Source organism: Lewinellaceae bacterium, assembly GCA_020636135.1.
In the GTDB taxonomy this organism is placed as follows: Bacteria; Bacteroidota; Bacteroidia; order Chitinophagales; family Saprospiraceae; genus JAGQXC01.
The window spans coordinates 545,743-568,100 of sequence record JACJYK010000002.1; the positions used below are offsets into that span (position 1 = coordinate 545,743).

15 protein-coding genes are annotated in these 22,358 nt (G+C 49.4%); 5 read left to right on the forward strand and 10 right to left on the reverse strand.

What is annotated here, in order from left to right; translation table 11 throughout:
* Positions 1-87 precede the first annotated feature (87 nt).
* Positions 88-2,388, forward strand: a complete 2,301-nt coding sequence (locus H6570_17380) for an NADP-dependent malic enzyme (GenBank protein MCB9321059.1) — start codon at positions 88-90, stop codon at positions 2,386-2,388.
* 26 nt (positions 2,389-2,414) lie between these two features.
* Here the strand turns inward: H6570_17380 and H6570_17385 are convergent, their stop codons facing one another.
* From H6570_17385 to H6570_17395, 3 genes are all read right to left on the reverse strand, one after another.
* Entirely contained in the window at positions 2,415-3,296 is an 882-nt protein-coding gene (locus H6570_17385; GenBank protein ID MCB9321060.1) for a hypothetical protein, read from the reverse strand.
* Positions 3,297-3,299: 3 nt separating this feature from the next.
* Positions 3,300-4,616, reverse strand: a complete 1,317-nt coding sequence (locus H6570_17390; GenBank protein ID MCB9321061.1) for an amino acid permease — start codon at positions 4,614-4,616, stop codon at positions 3,300-3,302.
* Between the two features lie 72 nt (positions 4,617-4,688).
* Entirely contained in the window at positions 4,689-6,158 is a 1,470-nt protein-coding gene (locus H6570_17395; GenBank protein ID MCB9321062.1) for an aminotransferase class V-fold PLP-dependent enzyme, read from the reverse strand.
* A 315-nt stretch (positions 6,159-6,473) separates the two neighbouring features.
* Between H6570_17395 and H6570_17400 the strand changes: the two genes are divergently transcribed.
* The gene (locus H6570_17400; GenBank protein MCB9321063.1) at positions 6,474-6,782 is read left to right on the forward strand and encodes a GIY-YIG nuclease family protein; all 309 of its coding nucleotides are present in this window, start codon (positions 6,474-6,476) and stop codon (positions 6,780-6,782) included.
* A 1,950-nt stretch (positions 6,783-8,732) separates the two neighbouring features.
* Here H6570_17400 and H6570_17405 read toward each other — a convergent pair.
* Complete coding sequence (locus H6570_17405; GenBank protein MCB9321064.1) at positions 8,733-9,137, reverse strand: hypothetical protein; 405 nt, start codon at positions 9,135-9,137, stop codon at positions 8,733-8,735.
* 49 nt (positions 9,138-9,186) lie between these two features.
* Positions 9,187-10,269, reverse strand: a complete 1,083-nt coding sequence (locus H6570_17410) for a GNAT family N-acetyltransferase (protein ID MCB9321065.1) — start codon at positions 10,267-10,269, stop codon at positions 9,187-9,189.
* Between the two features lie 190 nt (positions 10,270-10,459).
* Here H6570_17410 and H6570_17415 point away from each other — a divergent pair, with 190 nt between their 5' ends.
* The 3 genes from H6570_17415 to H6570_17425 all read left to right on the forward strand — a co-directional run bounded on the left by H6570_17415 (position 10,460) and on the right by H6570_17425 (position 14,690).
* Positions 10,460-11,290, forward strand: coding sequence for an endonuclease/exonuclease/phosphatase family protein (locus H6570_17415; protein ID MCB9321066.1), 831 nt, complete (start codon positions 10,460-10,462; stop codon positions 11,288-11,290).
* Positions 11,287-11,784, forward strand: a complete 498-nt coding sequence (locus tag H6570_17420; protein ID MCB9321067.1) for a hypothetical protein — start codon at positions 11,287-11,289, stop codon at positions 11,782-11,784. Before H6570_17415 ends, H6570_17420 begins: the two co-directional genes overlap by 4 nt.
* Positions 11,785-12,020: 236 nt before the next feature.
* Positions 12,021-14,690, forward strand: a complete 2,670-nt coding sequence (locus H6570_17425) for a carboxypeptidase-like regulatory domain-containing protein (GenBank protein ID MCB9321068.1) — start codon at positions 12,021-12,023, stop codon at positions 14,688-14,690.
* Positions 14,691-14,709: 19 nt separating this feature from the next.
* Here the strand turns inward: H6570_17425 and H6570_17430 are convergent, their stop codons facing one another.
* The 5 genes from H6570_17430 to H6570_17450 all read right to left on the reverse strand — a co-directional run bounded on the left by H6570_17430 (position 14,710) and on the right by H6570_17450 (position 22,345).
* Positions 14,710-15,219 carry a DUF4199 domain-containing protein gene (locus tag H6570_17430; protein MCB9321069.1) on the reverse strand — a complete coding sequence of 170 codons (510 nt, stop codon included), beginning with the start codon at positions 15,217-15,219 and terminating at the stop codon, positions 14,710-14,712.
* A gap of 96 nt (positions 15,220-15,315) precedes the next feature.
* Entirely contained in the window at positions 15,316-15,789 is a 474-nt protein-coding gene (locus H6570_17435; GenBank protein ID MCB9321070.1) for a response regulator transcription factor, read from the reverse strand.
* A 43-nt stretch (positions 15,790-15,832) separates the two neighbouring features.
* Positions 15,833-17,566, reverse strand: a complete 1,734-nt coding sequence (locus H6570_17440) for a CRTAC1 family protein (GenBank protein MCB9321071.1) — start codon at positions 17,564-17,566, stop codon at positions 15,833-15,835.
* Positions 17,556-18,917 (reverse strand): vanadium-dependent haloperoxidase, encoded by a 1,362-nt coding sequence (locus H6570_17445; protein MCB9321072.1) that lies wholly within the window; start codon positions 18,915-18,917, stop codon positions 17,556-17,558. The genes H6570_17440 and H6570_17445 overlap by 11 nt, the downstream gene beginning before the upstream one ends.
* Complete coding sequence (locus tag H6570_17450) at positions 18,914-22,345, reverse strand: VCBS repeat-containing protein (GenBank protein ID MCB9321073.1); 3,432 nt, start codon at positions 22,343-22,345, stop codon at positions 18,914-18,916. The genes H6570_17445 and H6570_17450 overlap by 4 nt, the downstream gene beginning before the upstream one ends.
* Between the last annotated feature and the right edge of the window lie 13 nt (positions 22,346-22,358).

Consider the following 22,358-nt stretch of genomic DNA (forward strand, 5'->3'; position numbering starts at 1 on the left):
CCCAAACCAATAGTAAAAATCACTTTTAAATCGCCCGCGGGACGGTTAGTTTCGCAAAATATTTAGCCTTTAACCAAATTGTAATTCATGGAACAAGAAGATAAAAAAAAGGAAGGGTTGCGAAAAGCAGCGCTTCATTACCACGAACACACCCGTCGTGGTAAGATAGAAGTCGTTCCTACCAAACCCTGTGTGACCCAGGAAGATCTTTCACTGGCGTATACTCCGGGGGTTGCTGAACCTTGCCTGGAGATCGCCAAAGATCCTGCATTGGCCAGAAAATATACTTCCAAGGGAAACCTTGTGGCTGTAGTCAGTAACGGTACTGCAGTCCTGGGCCTGGGAAATATTGGGGCACTGGCCGGTAAGCCGGTCATGGAAGGTAAAGGTGTCCTGTTTAAGCGGTTTGCGGACATTGACGTCTTTGATATCGAAGTAGGGTCAGAGGATCCGGAAGAAGTGATCCGTACAGTTCGCAATATAGCTCCAACCTTTGGAGGTATAAACCTGGAGGACATCAAGGCTCCGGAATGTTTCTACATTGAAGAAACCCTGAAAAAAGAACTTGACATCCCGGTATTTCATGATGACCAGCATGGTACGGCGATCATTTCCGGGGCAGCCCTGCTCAATGCGGTAGAACTGGCAGGCAAGCAAATGGCCGATGTCCGATTGGTCGTCAGTGGCGCGGGAGCAGCCGGTATTGCCTGCGCTAATTTTTACATCTCGCTGGGCGTCCGCCTGGAAAATATTCTGATGACCGACAGCAAGGGTGTCCTGTGGACAGGACGCGGTGACGAAGACCGGAATCAGTACAAGCAAAAATTTTTCCGGCAAACCGATGCCCGTGATCTGGCGGATGCCATGCGTGGCGCGGATGTCTTCTGTGGCGTCTCACAAAAAAACATTCTGACTGCGGAAATGGTCCGTACGATGGCTGATACGCCGATCATTTTTGCCATGGCGAATCCGGATCCGGAGATCAGCTATCCGCTGGCAAAAGGCACCCGTCCGGATGCCATCGTGGCAACCGGACGCAGTGACTATCCGAACCAGGTCAACAATGTCCTGGGTTTTCCATTCATCTTCCGCGGTGCACTGGACGTAGAGGCGACCACGATCAATGAAGAGATGAAACGGGCTGCTGCACAGGCACTGGCAGCGCTGGCCAAGGAAGAAGTCCCGGATAATGTCAAGCGTGCCTACAACGATTCGACGCTGACCTTCGGTCCGGAATACATCATCCCGAAACCTTTTGACCATCGGGTTCTGGTGTGGGCATCATCAGCAGTGGCAGAGGCTGCGATCCGCACCGGTGTGGCTAAGAATAAGATCAATCTGGAAGCCTACCGTGAATCATTGCGCGATAAAGTGGATTGGTCCAGGGAATTCATGCGTAATATTTACACCACGGCACAACGCAATCCCAAAAGAATTGTCTTTCCGGAAGGGGATGATCCCAAGATCATCTGGGCTGCCTGTGAGATCCTGCAGGAAGGTTATGCCAAGCCCATTCTCCTGACCGATAATAAAGAAAAGCTGATCGCTCACTTCGATGAGTTAAACCACGATGTCGAGGGCATTGAGATCATCGAACCGGAGAAATGGCCCTATCGTGACGATTACATCAAAGAATATTACCGGTTGCGCCAGCGGAAAGGAAAATCATTGCCCGGTGCCGAGATGAGTATGCGGAACAGCTTCTACTTTGCTACCATGATGGTTCATATGGGGCATGCCGACGGTATGGTCGCCGGAGAGACGGTGAGCTATCCGGAAGTTTTACGTCCTGCACTGAAGATCATTGGCCCAAAACCGGATCACAATCTGGTTGCCGGCATGTATATGCTTCAACATGAAAGACGTAACTATTTCTTCGCCGATGCCGCCGTCAACATCAATCCTACCGGTGAGGAACTTGCCCTGATCACCGTTATGGCTGCCGAAGAGATGGAACGACTGCATATGGAACCGCGGGTGGCCATGCTATCGTTCTCCAGCTTTGGCACCGTGCGCGCGCCGGAAACCGAAAAAATCAACCGGGCTGTGGAACTGGTACGGGAGATGAAACCGGGTATGCCGGTGGATGGACCGATCCAGCCTGACCTGGCACTCGATCAGGAAGCTATTTCCCAGCTTTATCCTTTTGCAGACCTGCACCGTCGTCCCAATCTGCTGATATTTCCCAATCTGGATTCCGGAAACATCAGTCTTAGATTGCTGCGTTCACTCAGTCAGGCCAAATCGATCGGGCCTTTGATTATCGGTCTCAATAAGCCCATCCATTTATTGCCACGTGGGACGGAAGTGAATAATATAGTCAACCTGGCGGCTATTGCTTGTGTGGATGCGCAGCACGTGGAAGAGGCTGCCTTGGCGAAGTCCTGATTAGCAATTATTTTGTGATGAGGAGACTAGTTTATTTGCCGTAACAATGAGCGGGTGAGACAGGTTGGACCTCCGCCCCCTTTGATGCTTATCTCGTTACCGGCATAGGTAATCACGTTGCATCCGGCGTCCGCCATTAGTTGTTGCGTGACCGGATGTCCGGCCACCATCAGGCAGATGCGGGGTGACAGCGCCAGTACGTTGCAGCCAATCCGGTTGAATTCTGTCTCGGGTACTTCAATCAAATGATAACCAATATCAAGCAGGGTCTCCCGGAAAGCAATGGGCATTAAAGGAGAGTAGACAACAGCCAGGTCTTCGGCTACGGGGCTGAGGATGGACATCAGGTGAAACACATCAGAAGGTCCCCGGAAATGAGGCAGACTGGCGACGATTACCTGTACGCCACAAGGCTCGAGCATTGATTTTAATTGCCGGATACCTTCTTCGTTGGTACGGTAAGTGCGTCCGACAGCCAGCGTGGATGGATTCAGCCACGCGACATCTCCTCCTTCCAGCGTACCAGCGCCCTCAATCCGTCCAAGGATGGGAATACCCAGAGCTGAAAATAAATTGGCTTCAGCTTCCGGTTCTCCTGACCGGGATGCTTTACCCATACGACACAGGATAGCCCCATGATCGGTCATGATTGCAGCATCGCGGCAATACATGGAATCCATTGTCAGCAAGGGGTCAGGAGGCAAATGATGGATCTCAATGTTCCATTCCGTCAGTACGGATTCAAAGGATTGATATTCGTCAAGGGCTACTATCCGGTCAGGGGGGCCCAGGAAGTTCAGTGCTTTCCATTCTTCACCGATCTTTTGATCGCTGATCAGGGCATTTGCCGCCGGTTTGATGACCACAGACTGCAATGTCCCGGTCTCTGACTGATACGTCGTTTTCACACTTTATGGATTGGATCTGGTCGCGCGGTAACGTATGTAGATGTAAAATGGGATGCCTGCCATCAGCAGGATAAAGCCCCAATAAACGGCTTCCATACCAGAGCCTGAAACAGCCCAAAGGGAATAAGCAAAGCCCAGGGTAGGAAGGATGAGGTGAAGGCTTTTGGGTCCACCAGGGTTCCATTTGCCCTGAAGGACAAACAGCGCGTAAGCTGCTGCCGCAAAAAGGTAGGGTACCAGTACAGTGGTTGTGGTAACCAGGATCAGAAACTCAAATGCCTTGACCAAACCACGTGAATAATTCATCAGCATCACCAGGGTGATTATGATGCTACCGATCATGATCGCAGCGCTGGGCATGTCAAACCGGTTGGTGCGTTTGAAGAGCGGTGGAAACAGATTATCGCGAGCAGCTGCAAAAGGGACTTGTCCCTGCACCAGGATCCATCCGTTAAGGGCTCCAAAGGTGGAGACGACAACACCCGCAGCAACCAGGTAGCGACCCGGGGCTCCCCAGATCCGTGCTGCGGCATCGGCGAAAGGGGCCTTGGATTGAGCCAGTTCTTCGGGCGACACGATACCCATAACCGCGATGGTGCCCAACAAATAAACGGCTACGGTGATCAGGGTTCCCCAGATGGTAGCCTGTGGTATGACCTTTTCCGCATTGTCAATTTTTTCAGCGGGGACGGTTGCCGACTCAAAACCCAGGAAGGCAAAGAGCGTGAGGGCTGCCGTTGCCGAGATAGCCTGAAAATTACTGCTGTCACTGACATTGAATGGGGTGAAATAATCCAGGTTGATGTAGAAAATGCCCACCAATGACATCAGTAGTAGTGGGGCAAGCTTTAAGGTAGTTGTAACCACCTGAAATCTACCGGCATTGCGTACCGGCCTGGTATTGACCCAGGTTAAAAAAGCAATGGCGAGAACACCAGCCATAGCACCGGCAAATGGATTGGTGCCCAGAACGGGGATAAAAACGCTGAGGTAGCTGACAAATGCTACGGTGATCGCCGCATTGGCAGCCCAGACACTGAGAATGTATCCCCAGGCCACTAAAAACCCGGGAAAATCACCCAGGCTTGCATGGGTATATGCATATGGACCACCCGATACATTGCGAACGATAAGACTAAGCCGGCTAAAGATGAGCGCCAGAATCAATGCCCCCGTGGAAGTAAATACCCAGCCCATGATACTGATTCCACCGTAGGCACCCAATGTCGATGGAAGGAAAAAAATGCCGGATCCGATCATGTTGCCTATAACCAATGACATGGCCATCCAGAGGCCGAGCTTGTTACCTTTACTCTTCATCCTGGTAAAATACAATAATTCATCATTTAGCCTGGCAATCCTGACAGTCACCAGCTCTGGTGATACCGGTATTTAGTACAGAGGTTTTAGGGAATCTCCCAGCTCCAGGATGGACTTCACCAGGAGATCAAAGTCTTCTTTTGTACTTCGGTGGTTGGCTATCGCAACGCGAATGCAATACAGGTCTCCAAGGGTCGTATAGCCGGGAGCTGCTGTGCCTTTTTCTTCCAGTTGCAATTTGATCTCCTGGTTCAGAGCATTCAGTGCCTCCAGAGTCATGCCGCCGGGATTGTACCGGAAGCAGACAATGTCAAGTCCTATCGGTGCAACCAGTTCCAGGTGAGGATTTTCATCGATCATCTGGCCGAGGTACCGGGCCTGATGGATGTTCTTGGTGATCATGCGTCCAAAAGCCTCAGCTCCGTGTTCTTTTAAAGACATCCAAACCTTGAGGGCACGGAAACGACGTGACAGTTGAATGCCGTATTCACTGAACCAGAGATTTCCTGCAGCCAGTCCACGGGTATTCCGGGCAAGGTAATCGGGGATCAGAGAGAATGCACCGCGGTGGTCGCGGTCATTGCGTACCAGAGTACAGGCGACTTCAAATGGCATATGCAACCATTTGTGCAGGTCGATGGTCACCGAATCTGCCCGGTCGATTCCCTTTAAGAGTGGTTTAATCAGGGGAGAAAGCATTGCAATCGAACCAATAGCCCCATCAACATGAAACCAGAGTCCTTCGGTCTTGCAGATGTCGGCGAGTGCATCGAGGTCGTCAATCGCACCGGTATTGATGGTACCTGCGGTACCGATGACTGCTATGGGGTGCAGGCCTGCTTCCCGGTCCTCCTTAATGTTATTTTGTAAGGCCTGGAGATCCATGGTGTAATCCGCCTTGACCGGTACTTTATGCAGATACTTTGATCCCATGCCCATCAGTTCGATGGCTTTCTGTACAGAAGAATGGACTTCTGAGGAGGCATATACCACCATCGGCTTGGCTCCGCTCATTCCTTCTTTTCGAATGTCAAATCCTGCCTGATGGTACCTTGCCACCGTGATCCCGACCAGGTTGGCCATCGAACCTCCGCTGACCAGCAGGCCGCTTGCATCCGGTGGGTAATTCATGATTTCCTTAAGCCAGTCGATGACCTGTGCTTCAACCAGATTGGCCGAATGATTGCCGCCACCAAGGTTCGGGTTCATGACCGAGGTCCAGAAGTCTCCGATCACCCCGGACACGGAACCGGCACCCATGTACCAGGACCAAAACCGGGGATGCACATTTCCCATGGTATAGGGCAGGATGTGTGTTTTCAGTTCCTCATCGATACGATCCGTATCCTCCGGCGCGAGGGGAAGATTGCGCTTGAAAACACGTTGACTTTCTTCCGGCATTGGTTGCCAGACCGGTCGATCTGATAAGGTGGAAAGGTAATTGATGGCATCATCTACCATCTGGTACATACGCTTTCGTGCTGCTGACCAATCGGAAGGATCCAGATTTTCGTGATCCTGCCATTCTTCGGATTGCTTCATAGCCAAGTTGTTTTGCTGGTTCTTAAATGACTCTGGTAAAAGTCTTAAAAAAGATTCGCATCTAATATTCCGTAAAGTCATACTTCCGTCAAATCCTTGTTCGATCACATGAAAGCGATAAAAGAGGAGCCGGATACGATTATTAGCGCTGCGGTCCCGGCTGCAGGTGGTCAACATTATACCCGTAGGTCTTCAATATGTACAGCTTGTACAATCGTTTAGGATTTCAAATAATTGATATTCATGCAGGCTTGTTTCTATTTCGTTTGAATTTTCTAATTTAATAGTGTACTTCTTTTCTAAAATTAACTACCCATGCGGATCCACTTATATTATGTTTATATACTTACCAATATTGGAAAAACAGTTCTGTATACAGGTGTAACCAATAATTTATCCATCCGATTAAAGCAACATGCTGCTCCTCCTGGTAATAGCGAAAAGGGCAGAGCATTTACTCATCGGTATGGGTGTAAATATTTGATATATTATGAGACATTTAAATATATAAATAATGCCATTGCCCGCGAAAAAGAAATTAAGGGCTGGCGTCGAAATCGCAAGCTGGAATTGATCCGGACAATTAACCCTGAATATCGTTTTCTCAATTATGAATTTGAATGAATTTCCTGTTATGGAGCGTTATGCTTGTACGGATTCTTCACGACGCACCGCTGGAGCATTGCTGTGCAGAATGACAGGGGATAAGGACAACACTGGGAGTCATTGTCATGCTGAGCGACCAGCGAAGCATCGGTCGGGACACGTGAACGTATTCGGATGAATAACGAAGATTGAGGCATCATCACGGTCGAACATTTAGAGGAGCATTATGCTTGTACGGATTCTTCACGACGCACCGCTGGAGCGTTGCTGTTCAGAATGACAAAGGGTGGTGAGACCACTGTTGTGTAATTAGAGGAGCGTTATGCTAATACGGATTCTTCACTATGCACCGCTGGAGTGTTGCTGTTCGGAATGACAGGGGGAAAGGACAACACCGGGAGTCATTGTCATGCTGAGCGATCAGCGAAGCATCGGTCGGGACATGTGAACGTATTCGAATGAATAACGAAGATTGAGGCAACATCACGGTCGATCATTGAGAGGAGGTTATGCTTGTACGGATTCTTTACGATGCAACACTTGAGGTGTTGCTGTTCAGAATGACAAAGGGTGTTGAGACCACTGTTGTGTAATGAGGAGCGTTATGATTGTACGGATTCTTCACGACGCACGCTGGAGCGTTGCTGTTCAGAATGACAGGGGGAAAGGACAACACTGGGAGTCATTGTCATGCTGAGCAACCAGCGAGGTATCGGTCGGGACACGTGTACGTATTCGGATGAATAACGAAGATTGAGGCATCATCACGGTCGAACATTGAGAGGAGCGTTATGCTTGTACGGATTCTTCACGATGCACCGCTGGAGTGCTGCTGTTCAGAATGACAGGGGGAAAGGACAACACCGGGAGTCATTGTCATGCTGAGCGACCAGCGAAGCATCGGTCGGGACACGTGAACGTATTCGGATGAATAACGAAGATTGAGGCATCATCACGGTCGAACATTTAGAGGAGCATTATGCTTGTACGGATTCTTCACGACGCACCGCTGGAGCGTTGCTGTTCAGAATGACAAAGGGTGGTGAGACCACTGTTGTGTAATTAGAGGAGCGTTATGCTAATACGGATTCTTCACTATGCACCGCTGGAGTGTTGCTGTTCGGAATGACAGGGGGAAAGGACAACACCGGGAGTCATTGTCATGCTGAGCGATCAGCGAAGCATCGGTCGGGACATGTGAACGTATTCGAATGAATAACGAAGATTGAGGCAACATCACGGTCGATCATTGAGAGGAGGTTATGCTTGTACGGATTCTTTACGATGCAACACTTGAGGTGTTGCTGTTCAGAATGACAAAGGGTGTTGAGACCACTGTTGTGTAATGAGGAGCGTTATGATTGTACGGATTCTTCACGACGCACGCTGGAGCGTTGCTGTTCAGAATGACAGGGGGAAAGGACAACACTGGGAGTCATTGTCATGCTGAGCAACCAGCGAGGTATCGGTCGGGACACGTGTACGTATTCGGATGAATAACGAAGATTGAGGCATCATCACGGTCGAACATTGAGAGGAGCGTTATGCTTGTACGGATTCTTCACGATGCACCGCTGGAGTGCTGCTGTTCAGAATGACAGGGGGAAAGGACAACACCGGGAGTCATTGTCATGCTGAGCGACCAGCGAAGCATCGGTCGGGACACGTGAACGTATTCGGATGAATAACGAAGATTGAGGCATCATCACGGTCGAACATTGAGAGGAGCGTTATGCTAATACGGATTCTTCACTATGCACCGCTGGAGTGCTGCTGTTCATAATGACAGGGGAAAAGGACAACACTGGGAGTCATTGTCATGCTGAGCGACCAGCGAAGCATTGGTCGGGACACGTGAACGTATTCGGATGAATAGCGAAGATTGAGGCATCATCACGGTCGGACATTGAGAGGAGCGCCGGAGCGTTGCTGTTCAGAATGACAGGGGGAAGAAAGAGCACCACTCGGTTACTCGGGGAGGTTGGTAACTCCAATATAAGTTAACCCTACCTGGATAAGCAGCAGGATCAGTATAATTAAGAAAACACTGAGGGTGTTACGGGGCCGGTACGCGCTGTTCCTGCCGATCTGCATATCCCATAGTCCCAGGATCAGCATCCCACCGATGAAATTTAATACCATATTACTCCATATTTCATTTCTGAGTGAGAGTCCTCCCGAAAAACGGGCACCCAGGATTTGATATAGGACAGCACCCAACATGGTCGGGAAAATAAATCTGCGCTGATTAACGCGGTATAAATTGATTGAATAAAGGATTGCTCCGAATGCAGTTAAAGTGATGAGTGTTATGATCATGATAGAAGACTTGCTGTATAATTCCGGTAGCTTTTCCTCCTCGATGGGATCCATCCTGTACTCGTTTTAGCGCAAGAAACAAAATTTCAGCTTTTCGGACCGGCTAATCCAAAATTTTCTGAAAGCAGCGCCGGCGTTTATGCTGCTGGTATTCGTAGTTCTTCCACAACGCCTGAACCTGACTATTGGTTTCCAGTTCGGGATTGGATTCCACCTGCCGGATGCCCTGATCAATGAACCCCTGCATGATTTTTTCAAACAGAAGGGCGGTAATTCCCTTATTGCGGTATTCATCCTTGACACCGATCAGATACAGATCCGCTCGATCGTTCTTTCTGCTGGCACGCAGAATATGCCAGATGCCGAAAGGGTAAAGTCGACCCCTGGCGCGTTGAAATGCTTTGGACATGGAAGGTATGGAAATGCCATATCCGACCATATGCTCCTGCTCATCCAAAACAATGCATATGAGATCTTTATTGATCAGGGGAAAATACTTATCCAGATAGGCGGTCGCTTTTTTCTCATCAAAAAGTACGAATCCATGCAGGTGACGGTGGGTTTCATTGATCAGGCGGAAGAGCTCCTGCCCGTAAGGTCGTAGCTCAGCAGCCTTGCGGATCTGTAAGGTTTTGACCCCATACCGTTTTTGAATGATACCGGATAATTGGGTCAGTTTCTCCGGTACTTTCTCCGGTACCGTCAGTTTATTTTCTATCCAGTCGATGGCCTTCTCATAGCCCAATTGTTCGACCCGGACCGGATAATAGGGTGGGTTATACAATTCCACAATGGTTGGCAACGCATCAAATCCTTTGATCAGCATCCCAGCCTTATCCAGGTTGGAGAACCCAAGCGGACCCTGCACGACCTGGGCATGCAATTCCCTGGCCCATGATTCGATGTTGCCCAGCAAGGACTGAAACACTGCCGGGTCATCGATGGCTTCCAGCCAGCCCCAGCGAACCCGGAGGAGGTTCCCGGCAACGTAATCGTCCGGGATCGCCATGCCAACAACCCGACCCACAATTTTTTTCCCTTGATAAGCCAGTAAAAAGCGGGTTTTTACTTGACCTTCTTCTTTCCATCTGGGATACAAAGTATTCCATTCATCCAGATCGAGAGGAGGAACCCAGATCGGGTCGTGCCGGTACAACTGATGGGGCCACCGGATGAATGTCTTCAATTCGGCTTTCGTTTGGACACACCTGACAGCACATCGCATGGCATCTTGTTAGCTCTGTAAATGTAAGGTATCCGGGACACGGAAGTTCACGGAATCGGATGATCTTATCATTTGATTCGACGAATCAGCAGACTGGATTTTCGTTCCCGATTATCGGCGTACCTTTGGCGTTAACTAAGCCGTCTATTTCATGAAGAAGTGGTTTATTTTATTACTCATTCCGTTAGCAGTGGGCCCCATCTTTAGCCAGGATCTGCGGGTAATGACCTTTAACATACGATTCGATTATCTGCCGGATACTGCCAATGCCTGGACCCGCCGGGGGCCTGACGTAGCCCGGACCATTGAGGAAGCCCATCCGGATGTGGTAGGGATGCAGGAGGTATTGCATTATCAGCTCCTTGATATCCTGAAAGAATTGCCGGGATATCAACATCTCGGGCATGGAAGGGACGATGGCCAGGAGGCGGGAGAATACAGTCCCGTCCTGTACCGGACAGACCGTTTTCAATTGATCGATCAGAATCAATTCTGGTTGTCCGAGCACCCCAATGTTCCCGGAAGCATGAGCTGGGGAACGGCCTGCACGCGCATCGCCACCTGGGCTTTACTTTTGGATCGGCAAAGTTCGGATACGGTATTGGTCATTAATACACATTTTGATCACATAAGCGAAGAAGCCAGGCAACACGGTGCCATGATGATCGATTCATTCCTGCGGCAACAGGAGGTACGTGATGTGTGGTGTATGGGAGATTTTAATGCCACGCTGTCCGATGGCGCACTTCAACCCCTGGAAAAAGATTACCAGGAAGCGCGGCAGACAGCTGCGGTTACTGAAGGACCCAGTTTTACTTTTCATGGGTTCACCGGCGCCGGTAAAGAAGGGAATATCATTGATCACATCTTTTTCCGGTGTCCGGACTGGGTGATCGAAGAATACAAAGTCATCACCCGTATGTACAAGGGAATCTACCCCAGCGATCATTTTCCAGTCCTCGCGGTATTTCGCCACCTATGAGTCAGGATCGTTACCTAACCGAATACGGCAAGTTTGTGCATGGCTATTTCCGGGCGTATGCTTCCTTCCTGATTATTGCACTGGCAGCAGCGGTGGTGATCGGAGTGGTCTGGGAACATCCGGCAGCCTTTGGTCTGAGTGGCGCCCTCGTTGCGCTGTGGCTCATTGGGTTGTTGCGGTGTATCGCATCACTCCAACGGGAGGGTAAGCATTGCCGCACATTTCCGGACCAGCTGGATCAGGATCAGATTCATCGTGAGTCGGAATACCTGAAGACCTTACGAGGGAAGATCAGGTGGGAAAAGAACTTTTTTCAATCGCTTTTCCTGGCAGGGTTAACTGGTCTGGTCGTGTTGTTATTAACCGGTCATAAAGATGGTTTGACTGGTGTTGCCCTTGGGATAGTCCTGACGACGTCGATAGAACAGATCGCCCTGGTTCTTTACGACCATGGATTGCAGGAGTTCGCCTATCAATTGGAGAAGAGAAGCTGAAACCGCATAGAATGCGGATTATTGGACCAGGGATTCACCAAAGCCTAAGGGTTCGGTGGCGTTAAGTTACGGTTAAGGTAAAGGTTGTGGTTCACAGGCCTTGATTCTGCACGTTCATAAGGAAGTACGGGTATCGGTACCGGGCGTTATTCCGTCGAAAAAATCAGTTCGTTGATGGAAGTGGCGTAACTTATTACCCTGCTTAATCGCATTTTAGCAAAGATTCAGCAAGATCTATGAAGAATAGCATTTTACTTCTGCTTAGTTTATGTTCTCCGCTCCTGATCTTCGGTCAGGGTATCCAGGGAAAAATCACCGATCACCATGGGAGTGAGTTACCATTCGCCACCATCTACGTGATAAAGTTACAGCGCGGAACTGCTTCCAATGAGGAAGGCCGTTATCAATTGGCCTTACCACGAGGTACCTATGAAGTACGTTTTCAGTTTTTAGGCTACACCACGAAGACCATGACCGTACAGGTAGGTAATGCCTGGGAACAGGTCAATGTACAGCTGGCTGAAGAGCCGATCGAACTGCAAACGATAGAGGTCCTGGACAATCGGGAGGATCCAGCCTACACGATCATGCGACGCGCCATCGGCAAGGCAAGTTACCACGCCCAGCAGTTGGATGCCTACACAGCCATCAGTTATATCAAGGGTTCCGGACGACTAAAAGGGCTACCCGGGTTATTCCGGAAGCAGATCGAAAAAGGCCTCCGTGAAGAAGGTATTGATACTTCCACCGCTTTCGTTACCGAGAGTGTCAGTGAGATTTCCTATCAAAGACCCAATCAGTTTTCGGAAAAAGTTATTTCAGTTCGTACCATCGGAGATGATAATAATACCGATCCCAACAACTTCATTAACTCCAGTTTTTACCAACCGGAAGTGAATGGTGCCGTTTCGCCCTTGTCGCCGAAGGCCTTTGCCTATTACAAATTCGAGTACCTGGGATTTTTTGCCGACCATGGTATGACGATTGACAAGATCAAGGTTACGCCCCGGAGTGCCGGCGATAAAGTATTTGAAGGCACGCTGTACATTGTAGACCAGGAATGGAGTATCCACAGTCTCGACCTGACCACCTATATCTGGGGAATCAAGTTCAACATAAACCAGGTCTACCAGCCCATTCAGGAGCACCTGTGGCTACCGGTGGATCACACTTTTTTTGTTTCCGGTTCCGTCTTTGGCTTTGACTTTGAATACACCTACTTTGCCCATATCCAGGACTATAATGTTACGCTGAATCCGGACTTGCCTGCTGAAGTGGTGGTCCTGGACGACAAAATCGAAAAGGCCAAATCCGAAGAAGCGGATAAAGCATTCCAGAAGAAAGACACCGATTCGTCCCTTGCCGCCCTCGCCTCCGGCAAAGACATCAGCCGTAAAGAATTACGCAAACTCCTGAGGGATTACGAAAAGGAAGAAATGAAAGAAGAGATGGATGAAATCCGCGACACCACGGAGGTTGACGTGGTCCAGGTTACGTCCTACACCATCGATTCCAATGCGTATAAACGCGATTCCACCTACTGGGACAATATCCGGCCCATCCCTCTCACCGATTATGAAGTTAAGGGCTATGCCCGTATGGATAGCATTTCATTGGTTGAAGCTGAGAAAAACGAAAACCAGGACAGCGTGAGCTTAACGATAGGAACCTCAGGTACAAGCTTAACGAAAAAGAAAAAGAGCACGTTTCAATTGCAGGATATCTTATTTGGGGGAAGTTATAAGGCTGGAAAAAAAGTTCGCTGGGGATGGGACTCGCCGTTGACTACACTGCATTTTAATACGGTTGAAGGATATCATCTGGCTGCTCCGTTTTTTATTCAAAATTCAAGCAAATCTTTTCGCTGGAAAATTGCCCCAACGGTCGCTTACAGCTTCGCACGTAATCGCTGGAATGGCAATCTCTCCACCACCTGGTCCGCGGGAGATCCGGCACATGCCGGCACCTTGAGAATTGAAGGTGGCCGGATGACCCGTGCATACAATCCGGATGCCATCTCACCCATCATCAATGACTTCGCCAGCCTCCTTTTTGAACGAAATTATCTCAAAGTTTACGAGCAAACCTATCTGGAAGGCCAATGGAGCAAGCGTATTAACTCCAAACATGCACTGGAGATCACCGGAGCCATCGCGGAACGAAGAGGCCTGGAGAACCAGACCCTGCAATCCTACTTTGATTCTCCGAAAAGGGCTTACACCTCCAATTTTCCGGAAAATGCGGAGTTAGGCAATACCGCTTTTGACACTTCTGCTGTAGCCACTTTCGGTATCAGCTGGAAGATGGAGCCCTGGTTAAAATACCGCCTCAGGAACAACCGTACGGAACGCATTGAGAACTCGTCCCCGCTGATCACCTTGTCCTACCGGACCGGATTGCCTGGCCTTTTCGAAGAAGGTGCCAGTTATCACCATTTTGATGTTCAGCTTGAACATGTCTGGCCGGGCATCCGTGGAGATCTGTCCTTAAAAGCCAATGTTGGGGCATTTATCAATCCACAGCATATGACCATCGTGGACCTGAAACATTTTCCCGGCAACCGCACCATATTTACGAATGCTGACCCGGTGGCGTCTTACCGGCTGCTCAATTATTACACCTTAAGCACTCAATCGGCTTATGCTGCCGTGTACACGCATTACCAATTCCGTAAACTACTGGTGACCCAGCTCCCACTCGTCCGACTGGCAGGTATCAAGGAAGCGGCATTTGTCAATGCCCTGGAGTCGAAAGGTGCCCGTCATTATGTGGAGGTAGGCTATGGCATCAACTACATCCTGCGTGTTTTCCGCATTGAAGCAGCCGCCAGTTTTCAGGATGGAAAATACCAGGACTGGGGCATCCGGATCGGGATAGCCTCCAATCTGGAGAACCTGTTTAATTGATGGCTGTCAGGCATTTAATTTAGCCTTTTGCAACTTTTCGCTTCAGGATGAGTGCACTCACCAATGCAACGATCAGCCCTACCGGCAATACTTCCAGGTAGGTCATCACCGCCACCATGAGCGGGCTGTCATACATTGACTTAAATTGATTCATTTGTTCCGTGCGGCTGGCAAGTTCAGCATCGGACGTATGACTCAGTACATGAGTGACGTAAACATCCAGGAAATCTGGAACAAACAGGTAATAATAGAACAGCCAGACTACCACATATAAGGTACAACCAAGCAATGCGATCCATATTCCGGTGGTAAGCGCTTTACCAAAGGAGATCACCCCTCCCAGGTGCTTGTTCCGGAAATCCCGCACCCCAAAAAAGATCATGGAAAACATGACCACCATCAGCGTGTAGCCTAAGACATCGTTGCCCTTAAATTCCGGGTTTGTATACATCTGATGCACCATTACGAACATATTGATGCAGAGGATGACTCCCAGGATCAAACCAAATACGATAACAGCTCTCTTCATAAATGTTTGTTTTTGTGTCGGACCAAAGTAGGTTAATGGCAAAATATCCGGTTCATACTTTGGTACCAAACAGTACGGTATTCCCGGATTTCGTACTTAAGGCTGAGCGAATGGCACAACTATACGGAGTCGTTGAGCTTTCTCGATGGCTTGGGTTCTGCTTTTGACATCCATTTTATTAAAAAGATTGGATGCATGGGTTTTGATGGTGCTTAATGACAGGCATAACTCCTGGGCGATCCGGGCATTAGAGTATCCTCGTGACATATGTTGCAGGACTTCATATTCCCGGGTGCTGAGATTAAATTTCTGAAGTTCAGCCTCATTGATAAAATTGGTGTTGTCAGGTTCGATGTAAACCTTTTTCTCAACAACGATTTTTTGAACCCGTGGAGTGTTTAATTTTCCGGCGATCCAGATTCCCAGGGCAGTGAAGAATAGAGCGATGAGTCCGATGTAAATTTCGATGGCATGATCCATGATCAGAAACTTCCATTGCAACCACTTCAGCGTGAATATCAGCAGGGTCATCAGCAGTGCATATTTGAATATGTACCGGATTTGCCCCATCAGGTTTTCGTTGAAAGTCATGGATTTGATTTTTAATTGCGACCTAGGCTTGTTTTAATTTACGGGATTTACCCAAAGCATACCCCAATGCTCCAAAGATCAGAACGATGCCGGCAAGATAAAACCAGGTCGGAGTTTTTTTGCTGGCCGGTGACTCAGTAATATTCAATAGCTGATTGGCTGCGACATCCGTAAGCATTTGCTGGTTTCCGCCGGTCCATTTAACCAGTATGGTATCGGCCTTCAGGGCATTGCCCAGGCCGAAATGTGCAATGGTAGAGTTTTGCGAGAGATGACTGGATCCGCCACCATCAATCTCGCGGATCATGTGCTGGGCTTCGGCTACCATTTCGATTCGTGAACCCAATCCATTCTTATCTGCTTGAACACCCTGTAATTTGATTTTAATCCAGTTGCCGCTGGCGCTGTCGTTCCGAAATAAGCGGGTGTACGATTCTGCCTCATAGGGCATGACCGGTACCTGATTTACCACTAAGAGGTCCAGATCTCCATCATTATCCATGTCAAAAGTGACGGAGCCCCGGCCGATGCCAGGGTCGTTTAATCCGGACCATCGGGATGATTCGGTGAAATGCCCATGATCGTTGATGAAATAAAAGTCAGGCAATGGCTGGCAGTTCGGATTGAGATCGCCATTGGAAACAAACAAATCGACATCACCATCCTGGTCGAAATCGGCAAAATTGGCTCCCCAGCTAATGGTGACATAAGAAAGGCCCAGTTCCTTGGTCAGATTTATAAACGGTTTGCCGGCACCCTGGTTAACCATCATGGCATTCAGCCGGATATTGGTGAAATAATAGTCCATCCATCCGTCGCCATTAATGTCACCAGCGGCAGTACCCATTGCATTTATTTGCAGGTTCATTGCAAGACTCTTAGCCCGATCCAGGAACCGTCGCTTGGGGTATTCATTTTCAAGTAATAGATTAGGAGTTGATTTAAAACCGAAGTCGTGGTTAATGATCAAATCCAAATCACCATCGTTATCAAAATCAGTAGGTAAACCACCGAACCCGAACCCTTTGTAATCCAGACCATAATCCTTAAACCGGTTGACCAGCTTTTTACCTTTTTGGTTGATGAGCAGATATCCCGGTGCAGTGGTATTGGACGCTACGATAACCGCGTCGTTGATTGCACTGAGTTTTCCCTCATAGCTTAAAAAATAATTGGCTACATAAAGATCCGGATAGCCGTCTTCATTGAAGTCACCGAAGCTTGGTCCGGTACTGAAGGAATACATTTGATCAAGGCCATATTCTGCGGTTATCTCACGAAATGTGCCATCACCGTTGTTTAAGAACAACAGGTTGATAGCCCTCGGAATGATATTGTTGATGCTGGAATCGTTCGAGTTAATGGTTGTGATGAAAAGATCCACCCAGCCATCACGATTAATATCAGCTCCACTAACACCCTGCGTGATGTATTTGTTAGTTAATTCCAGTCCAGAGCCTGCAAATGCATTTCTGAAAGTGCCATTCCTTTCATTATGGTAAAGCACATCTTCCAGGCGCCCGGAGGTGATGTACAGGTCTTCGTAGCCATCCTGATCATAATCCAATACGCAGGCACCTCCGCCAAGCAGCCCTTCGAAGACTTTAAACCGATGATCTATGCCGCTGCTTTTTGTAATGTCGGTAAATGGTTTCTGGGCACTCAGCATGCTGGCAATACTCAGGTAAAAGCTGGTGAACAGGGCCATATGACGAGTTGATACACCCGTTGGAAATGGCTTGAGGTTACTTTCCATATTCACTCTTTTTCCAGTGCAGGTGATTTACATTATTGGCTATGATGGCTCCCTGCTCCAATCCGGTATTGTTGTCCTGGGGGGTATGGATTCCTCCGTAAAACCGCGAATCAGCCGTTTCGATGGCTACCTGCCAGAAGCTGTCGAAGGCTTGTGGAACAAAAGCTGTTTGTCTCAATTCATCGAATGGCCGGCCATAATGCGAGCTGTCGATAAAATGAAACCGGGGACCATACAGGGTCTTGAGTATGGTCGCTGCGGTGCCGGCATTGATGGCGTGTCCGGAAGGAAAGGCCGGGAATGGCGGGTCCGGCCAAAAGGATACAAAATCCGGATCGATGTATTTCGGGATAAAGGTATTAGGCCGCTCGGAGAAATAATGGTACTTCCATTTCCAGCAATTGATAAATGCATCGGCAACGGCAATTCCTACCTGGGCAAATGTCTCCGCACAAACGATGAGTTCCGGATTCTTTGCTTTCACCACCTTGTAGGCGATGTAATACGAATGACCGGGAGGTGTAAACGTCACATCCGGATCATCGCCCCACCAGAGAGCCTGTTCTTTTTCCTGCTGGTTCAGGGCTTTATCCTGTTCATAGACCGCCAGATATTGGTTGTAATAGGGCGAGCCCGCTGTCGTATCGTAAGGGATCATGTAAGGGACGGGTAATTCACCATCCTGCTTCAGGAAAGTCCGGTTTTCGCCCCAGTGCGGATGCAGGGGGTAGTGGCTGATGGCCTGCCCGTAAAGCGGCGGCTTCCATCCTCCGGGGCGTTCAGGAAATACCATGGTCTTATCGAAGTTATGGAGGTAACCACGGTGTCCGCCATCGGTTTGCGACCAGGCAAAGATGGCGTCAGCTATTGCTTTACCATAAGCTGAAGATCGCGGACCGATGGTCTCATCATCAAGGTCAGAGGCGAAGGCATCGTACATGGTTTGCTCCAATGCATCGATTCTGGCTTTATTGGAGTCGGAGGTCTGAATGTAAATGGTACGCAGTATTTCCGCTTGCCCGGCATTCAGGGCTAACACCCAGTCATAGGTCTTTCCTGACTCTGGAAGTGGCAGGCTGTCCAACCCGTTCAGCTGGCCCGCCAGGGAATTGTATTCCGGGTAGCCATGAACAATGGATTCATACATGGTCAGGCCAATATAACCCAGGACGCGGGAGGCAAAGGTAGGCGTATTGGCAGGTGTCTTTTTAGTAATGTATAGCGTCAGATCGGCCCAGCTTAACGCCGCTTCCTGAGGCGTATAGGACCGGCTTGGCCTGGTACACATGGACCAGGTCAGAACCAGGGAAATCATCCCAGTCAAAATTCCTCCGAACCACCGGGTTTTCATAATGCTTTTTGCTTTGAATGTTTCTGATAGGTGATCACCGGCCCTCCGTTAAGTCCGAAGAGGATACGGTCGTCCAGTTGGATCACACTGCGAACATCCCCCTGAATCTTAAATCCCGATAATTCCTGGGGGACGTAGGTGAAATCACCGCTTCCGTTGCCCTGCAGGAGTACCCCATAATTGGCATCCATTTGCCCCAGCCTCAACTTTACATGGTGGTTGTTTCCTGTCAGAAGCACATCCTGATGACCATCTTGATTATAATCCAGCACCGTGATGGCATGGACCGGTGCAAACTGAACCTCGGGCGGCAGGGAAACAGCTTTTAATTTTCCGTCCGGCTGACTAAGGAAAAATGTCGTTTCTGCATGGTCCGCAACCAGATGTCCGGCAGCAGACAACTCTTCGGGTTTGAAGATCTGCTCAATGGTCACATCTGCAAAACTGGCGTAGGTGGTGAAGCGGGCCCTGAGAAAGGCCAGCTGACGTAATAATTCATCACGGGTGACATAGGGGAAGGACTGGTGCTGGATGTAAGTGCACAGGACCGGGTCCACGGATCCATTCTGATCAAAATCCCGGTAATACAATTGGGCAGGTTCTTTCACCGACATTTTTATCTGACTGTTGGTACCCCAGTTCCCGGCCAGGATGTCAGGTTTGCCATCTTCGTTTACGTCGGCAACCTGGATCGTATTCCACCATCCCCGGTACGAATCCTCGAGGTATTGGCTGGTCACCTCTTCGAGATGGCCCTGGGTCCAGTGGTAAATGGAAACGGGCATCCATTCTCCGGCCAGGATCAGCTCGTATATTTGATCACCATCAAGGTCAGCCCATGCGGCGCTGGTGACCATACCCACTTCGGCCAGGTTTGGAGCCAGTTCCGAAGTAGCATCTGTAAACATACCGTGACCGTCATTAAGTAACAAATAGCTCCGGGGCGCTTCCGGATACCTTCCCGGAACGACCCGTCCGCCAACAAACAGATCGGGATGGCCGTCCGCATTGGCATCCACTACTGTGACACATCCCGTACTGACCGGGATGGTGGGCAATGCATCTTTGCGGCAGGTAAATTTGCCGTGACCATCATTGAAATAAAGACGGTCCTGAAGATCAGTGCTGCCCGGTTCGTACAAATTGTATCCTCCGGAAGCAACATACAGGTCCGGAGCCTTATCGCCATTGGCATCAAAGAATATGGCCTCTGCGTCAATATAGTTCCGGTCGGTGATAAGGTCCGGTTCTTTGGGTTGTGCGAAACGCCCGCTCGCCTCCTGCAGAAATAGTGCACCACTTTGTCCTTCACCGCCGCCGACAAACAGATCGGTTCTTCCGTCACCATTGACATCGGCAGAAGCCATACACGGTCCTATATAGGAAGGGCTGAAGGTCAGTAAGGGCTGGCGGTCAAAGTCATTGATGGTTTGCTGATGATGTTCGAACGGAATCGGTGAAGCGGTTTCCTCATACCAGGAGGTGGGGGGCTGGTAGGGTTGTGTAGTCCTGTCAGCGGACTGCTCCTCCAGGGTAATGCGCTGATCTGGCGTAACACCGGTCAGGATTTGCATCTTTCCCGAATTCCATTGGATGGTCAGGGTGTCGATATAGGTTGCATTGCCCAGACCAAAATGGATGATGGGAGAAATGCTGCTTAAATAACCGCGGGTAGGCATCTGCTCGACGGACTGGGTACGCCCTCCGTATTGAAGCGTCACCCGGCTGCCAATACCCTGCGGGTTTTTACCCATCCCGTGCAACTCGATCTGCAGGTAATGATGATCGGGTAGATCCTGCGCGTTGTTGCGATAAATGAACGCCGGCTGATTGATGTTATTGACCACCAGGTCCAGGTCCCCGTCATTATCCAGGTCCGCATAGACGGCACCATTGCTGTTAGAGGTCTGACCCATACCCCATTGGCTGGTCTGATTGTTGAAGCGAAGGCCTCCATCGTTGGCGTACAGATAATTGGTCACATTCGATGCCGGCATATGGTTGATGATGCCGATGACATCTTCACGCAGCAGTCGTCCTTTTTCTTTGACATAGGCATCCATGTAATTGATGAAATCCAGGTTGGTATAGTCCCGCAGGTATCCATTGGTGACGAACAGGTCCTTCCATCCGTCATTGTCGTAGTCTGCCAGGAGTGCTGACCAGCTCCAGTCGGTGTTCGAAATACCGGCGATTTGGCCTATTTCACTGAAGGTGCCGTTGCCGTTGTTGAGTTGCAACATATTGCGCATATACTGGAAATGGAATCCTGAGCGGACATTCAGATCAAATTTTGCGTAGTTGTCCGGCGCCATGAGCAATTTCTGGCGATGATTGTCTTCCGGGAGCATATCCAGTGTCATGATATCTGTCCATCCGTCGTTATTGATATCCGCGATATCATTACCCATGGAAAACTGGCTGTTATGACCAATGACGTCGCCTATTTTATTGGAGAAGGTGCCATTACGGTTATTGATGTACAGGTAGTCGGGGACCGCATAGTCGTTGGATACATAAAAATCAGGCCATCCGTCCCGGTTGATATCGGTAATGCCCAGACCCAATCCATAGGTTAAGGCTGAACCACTGATACCGGTACGGGTGGTGACATCGGTAAAATGACCATTCTCCTGTTGCAAGAGCCGCACTCCCCGGTTGGGATCATCCTTTTTCAGAAACTCGGCTGTGCTTACTTCATTCAGGATGGGCAGGTTCTTTGGATTATGGTTCAGCAATAAGGCATCCAGGTCGCCATCACGGTCGTAATCAAAAAAGTAAGCCTGGTTGCTGAATGCCTGACTGGCAAGGCCATAGGCAGCCGCTTCTTCACTGAACTGCGGGATGCCCTGTTCGTTGTTGCCGGTATTGATGTAGAGTTCATTGACGCGCTTCTCGTCGGGTAAAGCCCCGGAGTAGCTCACATAGAGGTCCATCCTTCCGTCTCCGTTGATATCGACTGCAGCAACTCCCGTTTTCCACGGTCCTGGTCTCCCGGCCACTCCTGCCAGATCGGTAACCGCTTCAAATTTCCACTGGCCGCGGTTCAGGTAGAGGGCATTATCATGCATGTTGCCACTGAAATAGAGGTCAAGCATCCCATCGCCATTAAAGTCAGCGCAGGCAACCCCACCACCGTTGTAGAAGTACTCGTACATCAGGATATTGGTGTTCAATCCTTCATCCAGTTTATTTTGAAAATCCACACCGGTCTCAGCGGGAGTCAGGAGGGTAAAAAGTGTCACACCGGCTGCCGGTTTTTCTTCGGGAACACCGGTGGCTGAGTCTTTTTGTTTACAAGCGAAAAGTCCTGTCAGTACAAAGAAAGGGAGCCATTTAGCAATTTGTCGTATCACGATCTGGTGCCATGTGTTGGTGTAAAAATAAAAAAATCTATCCCCGGGGCCGGGGATAGATTTTTTATCCATTCGACGGTCCGGG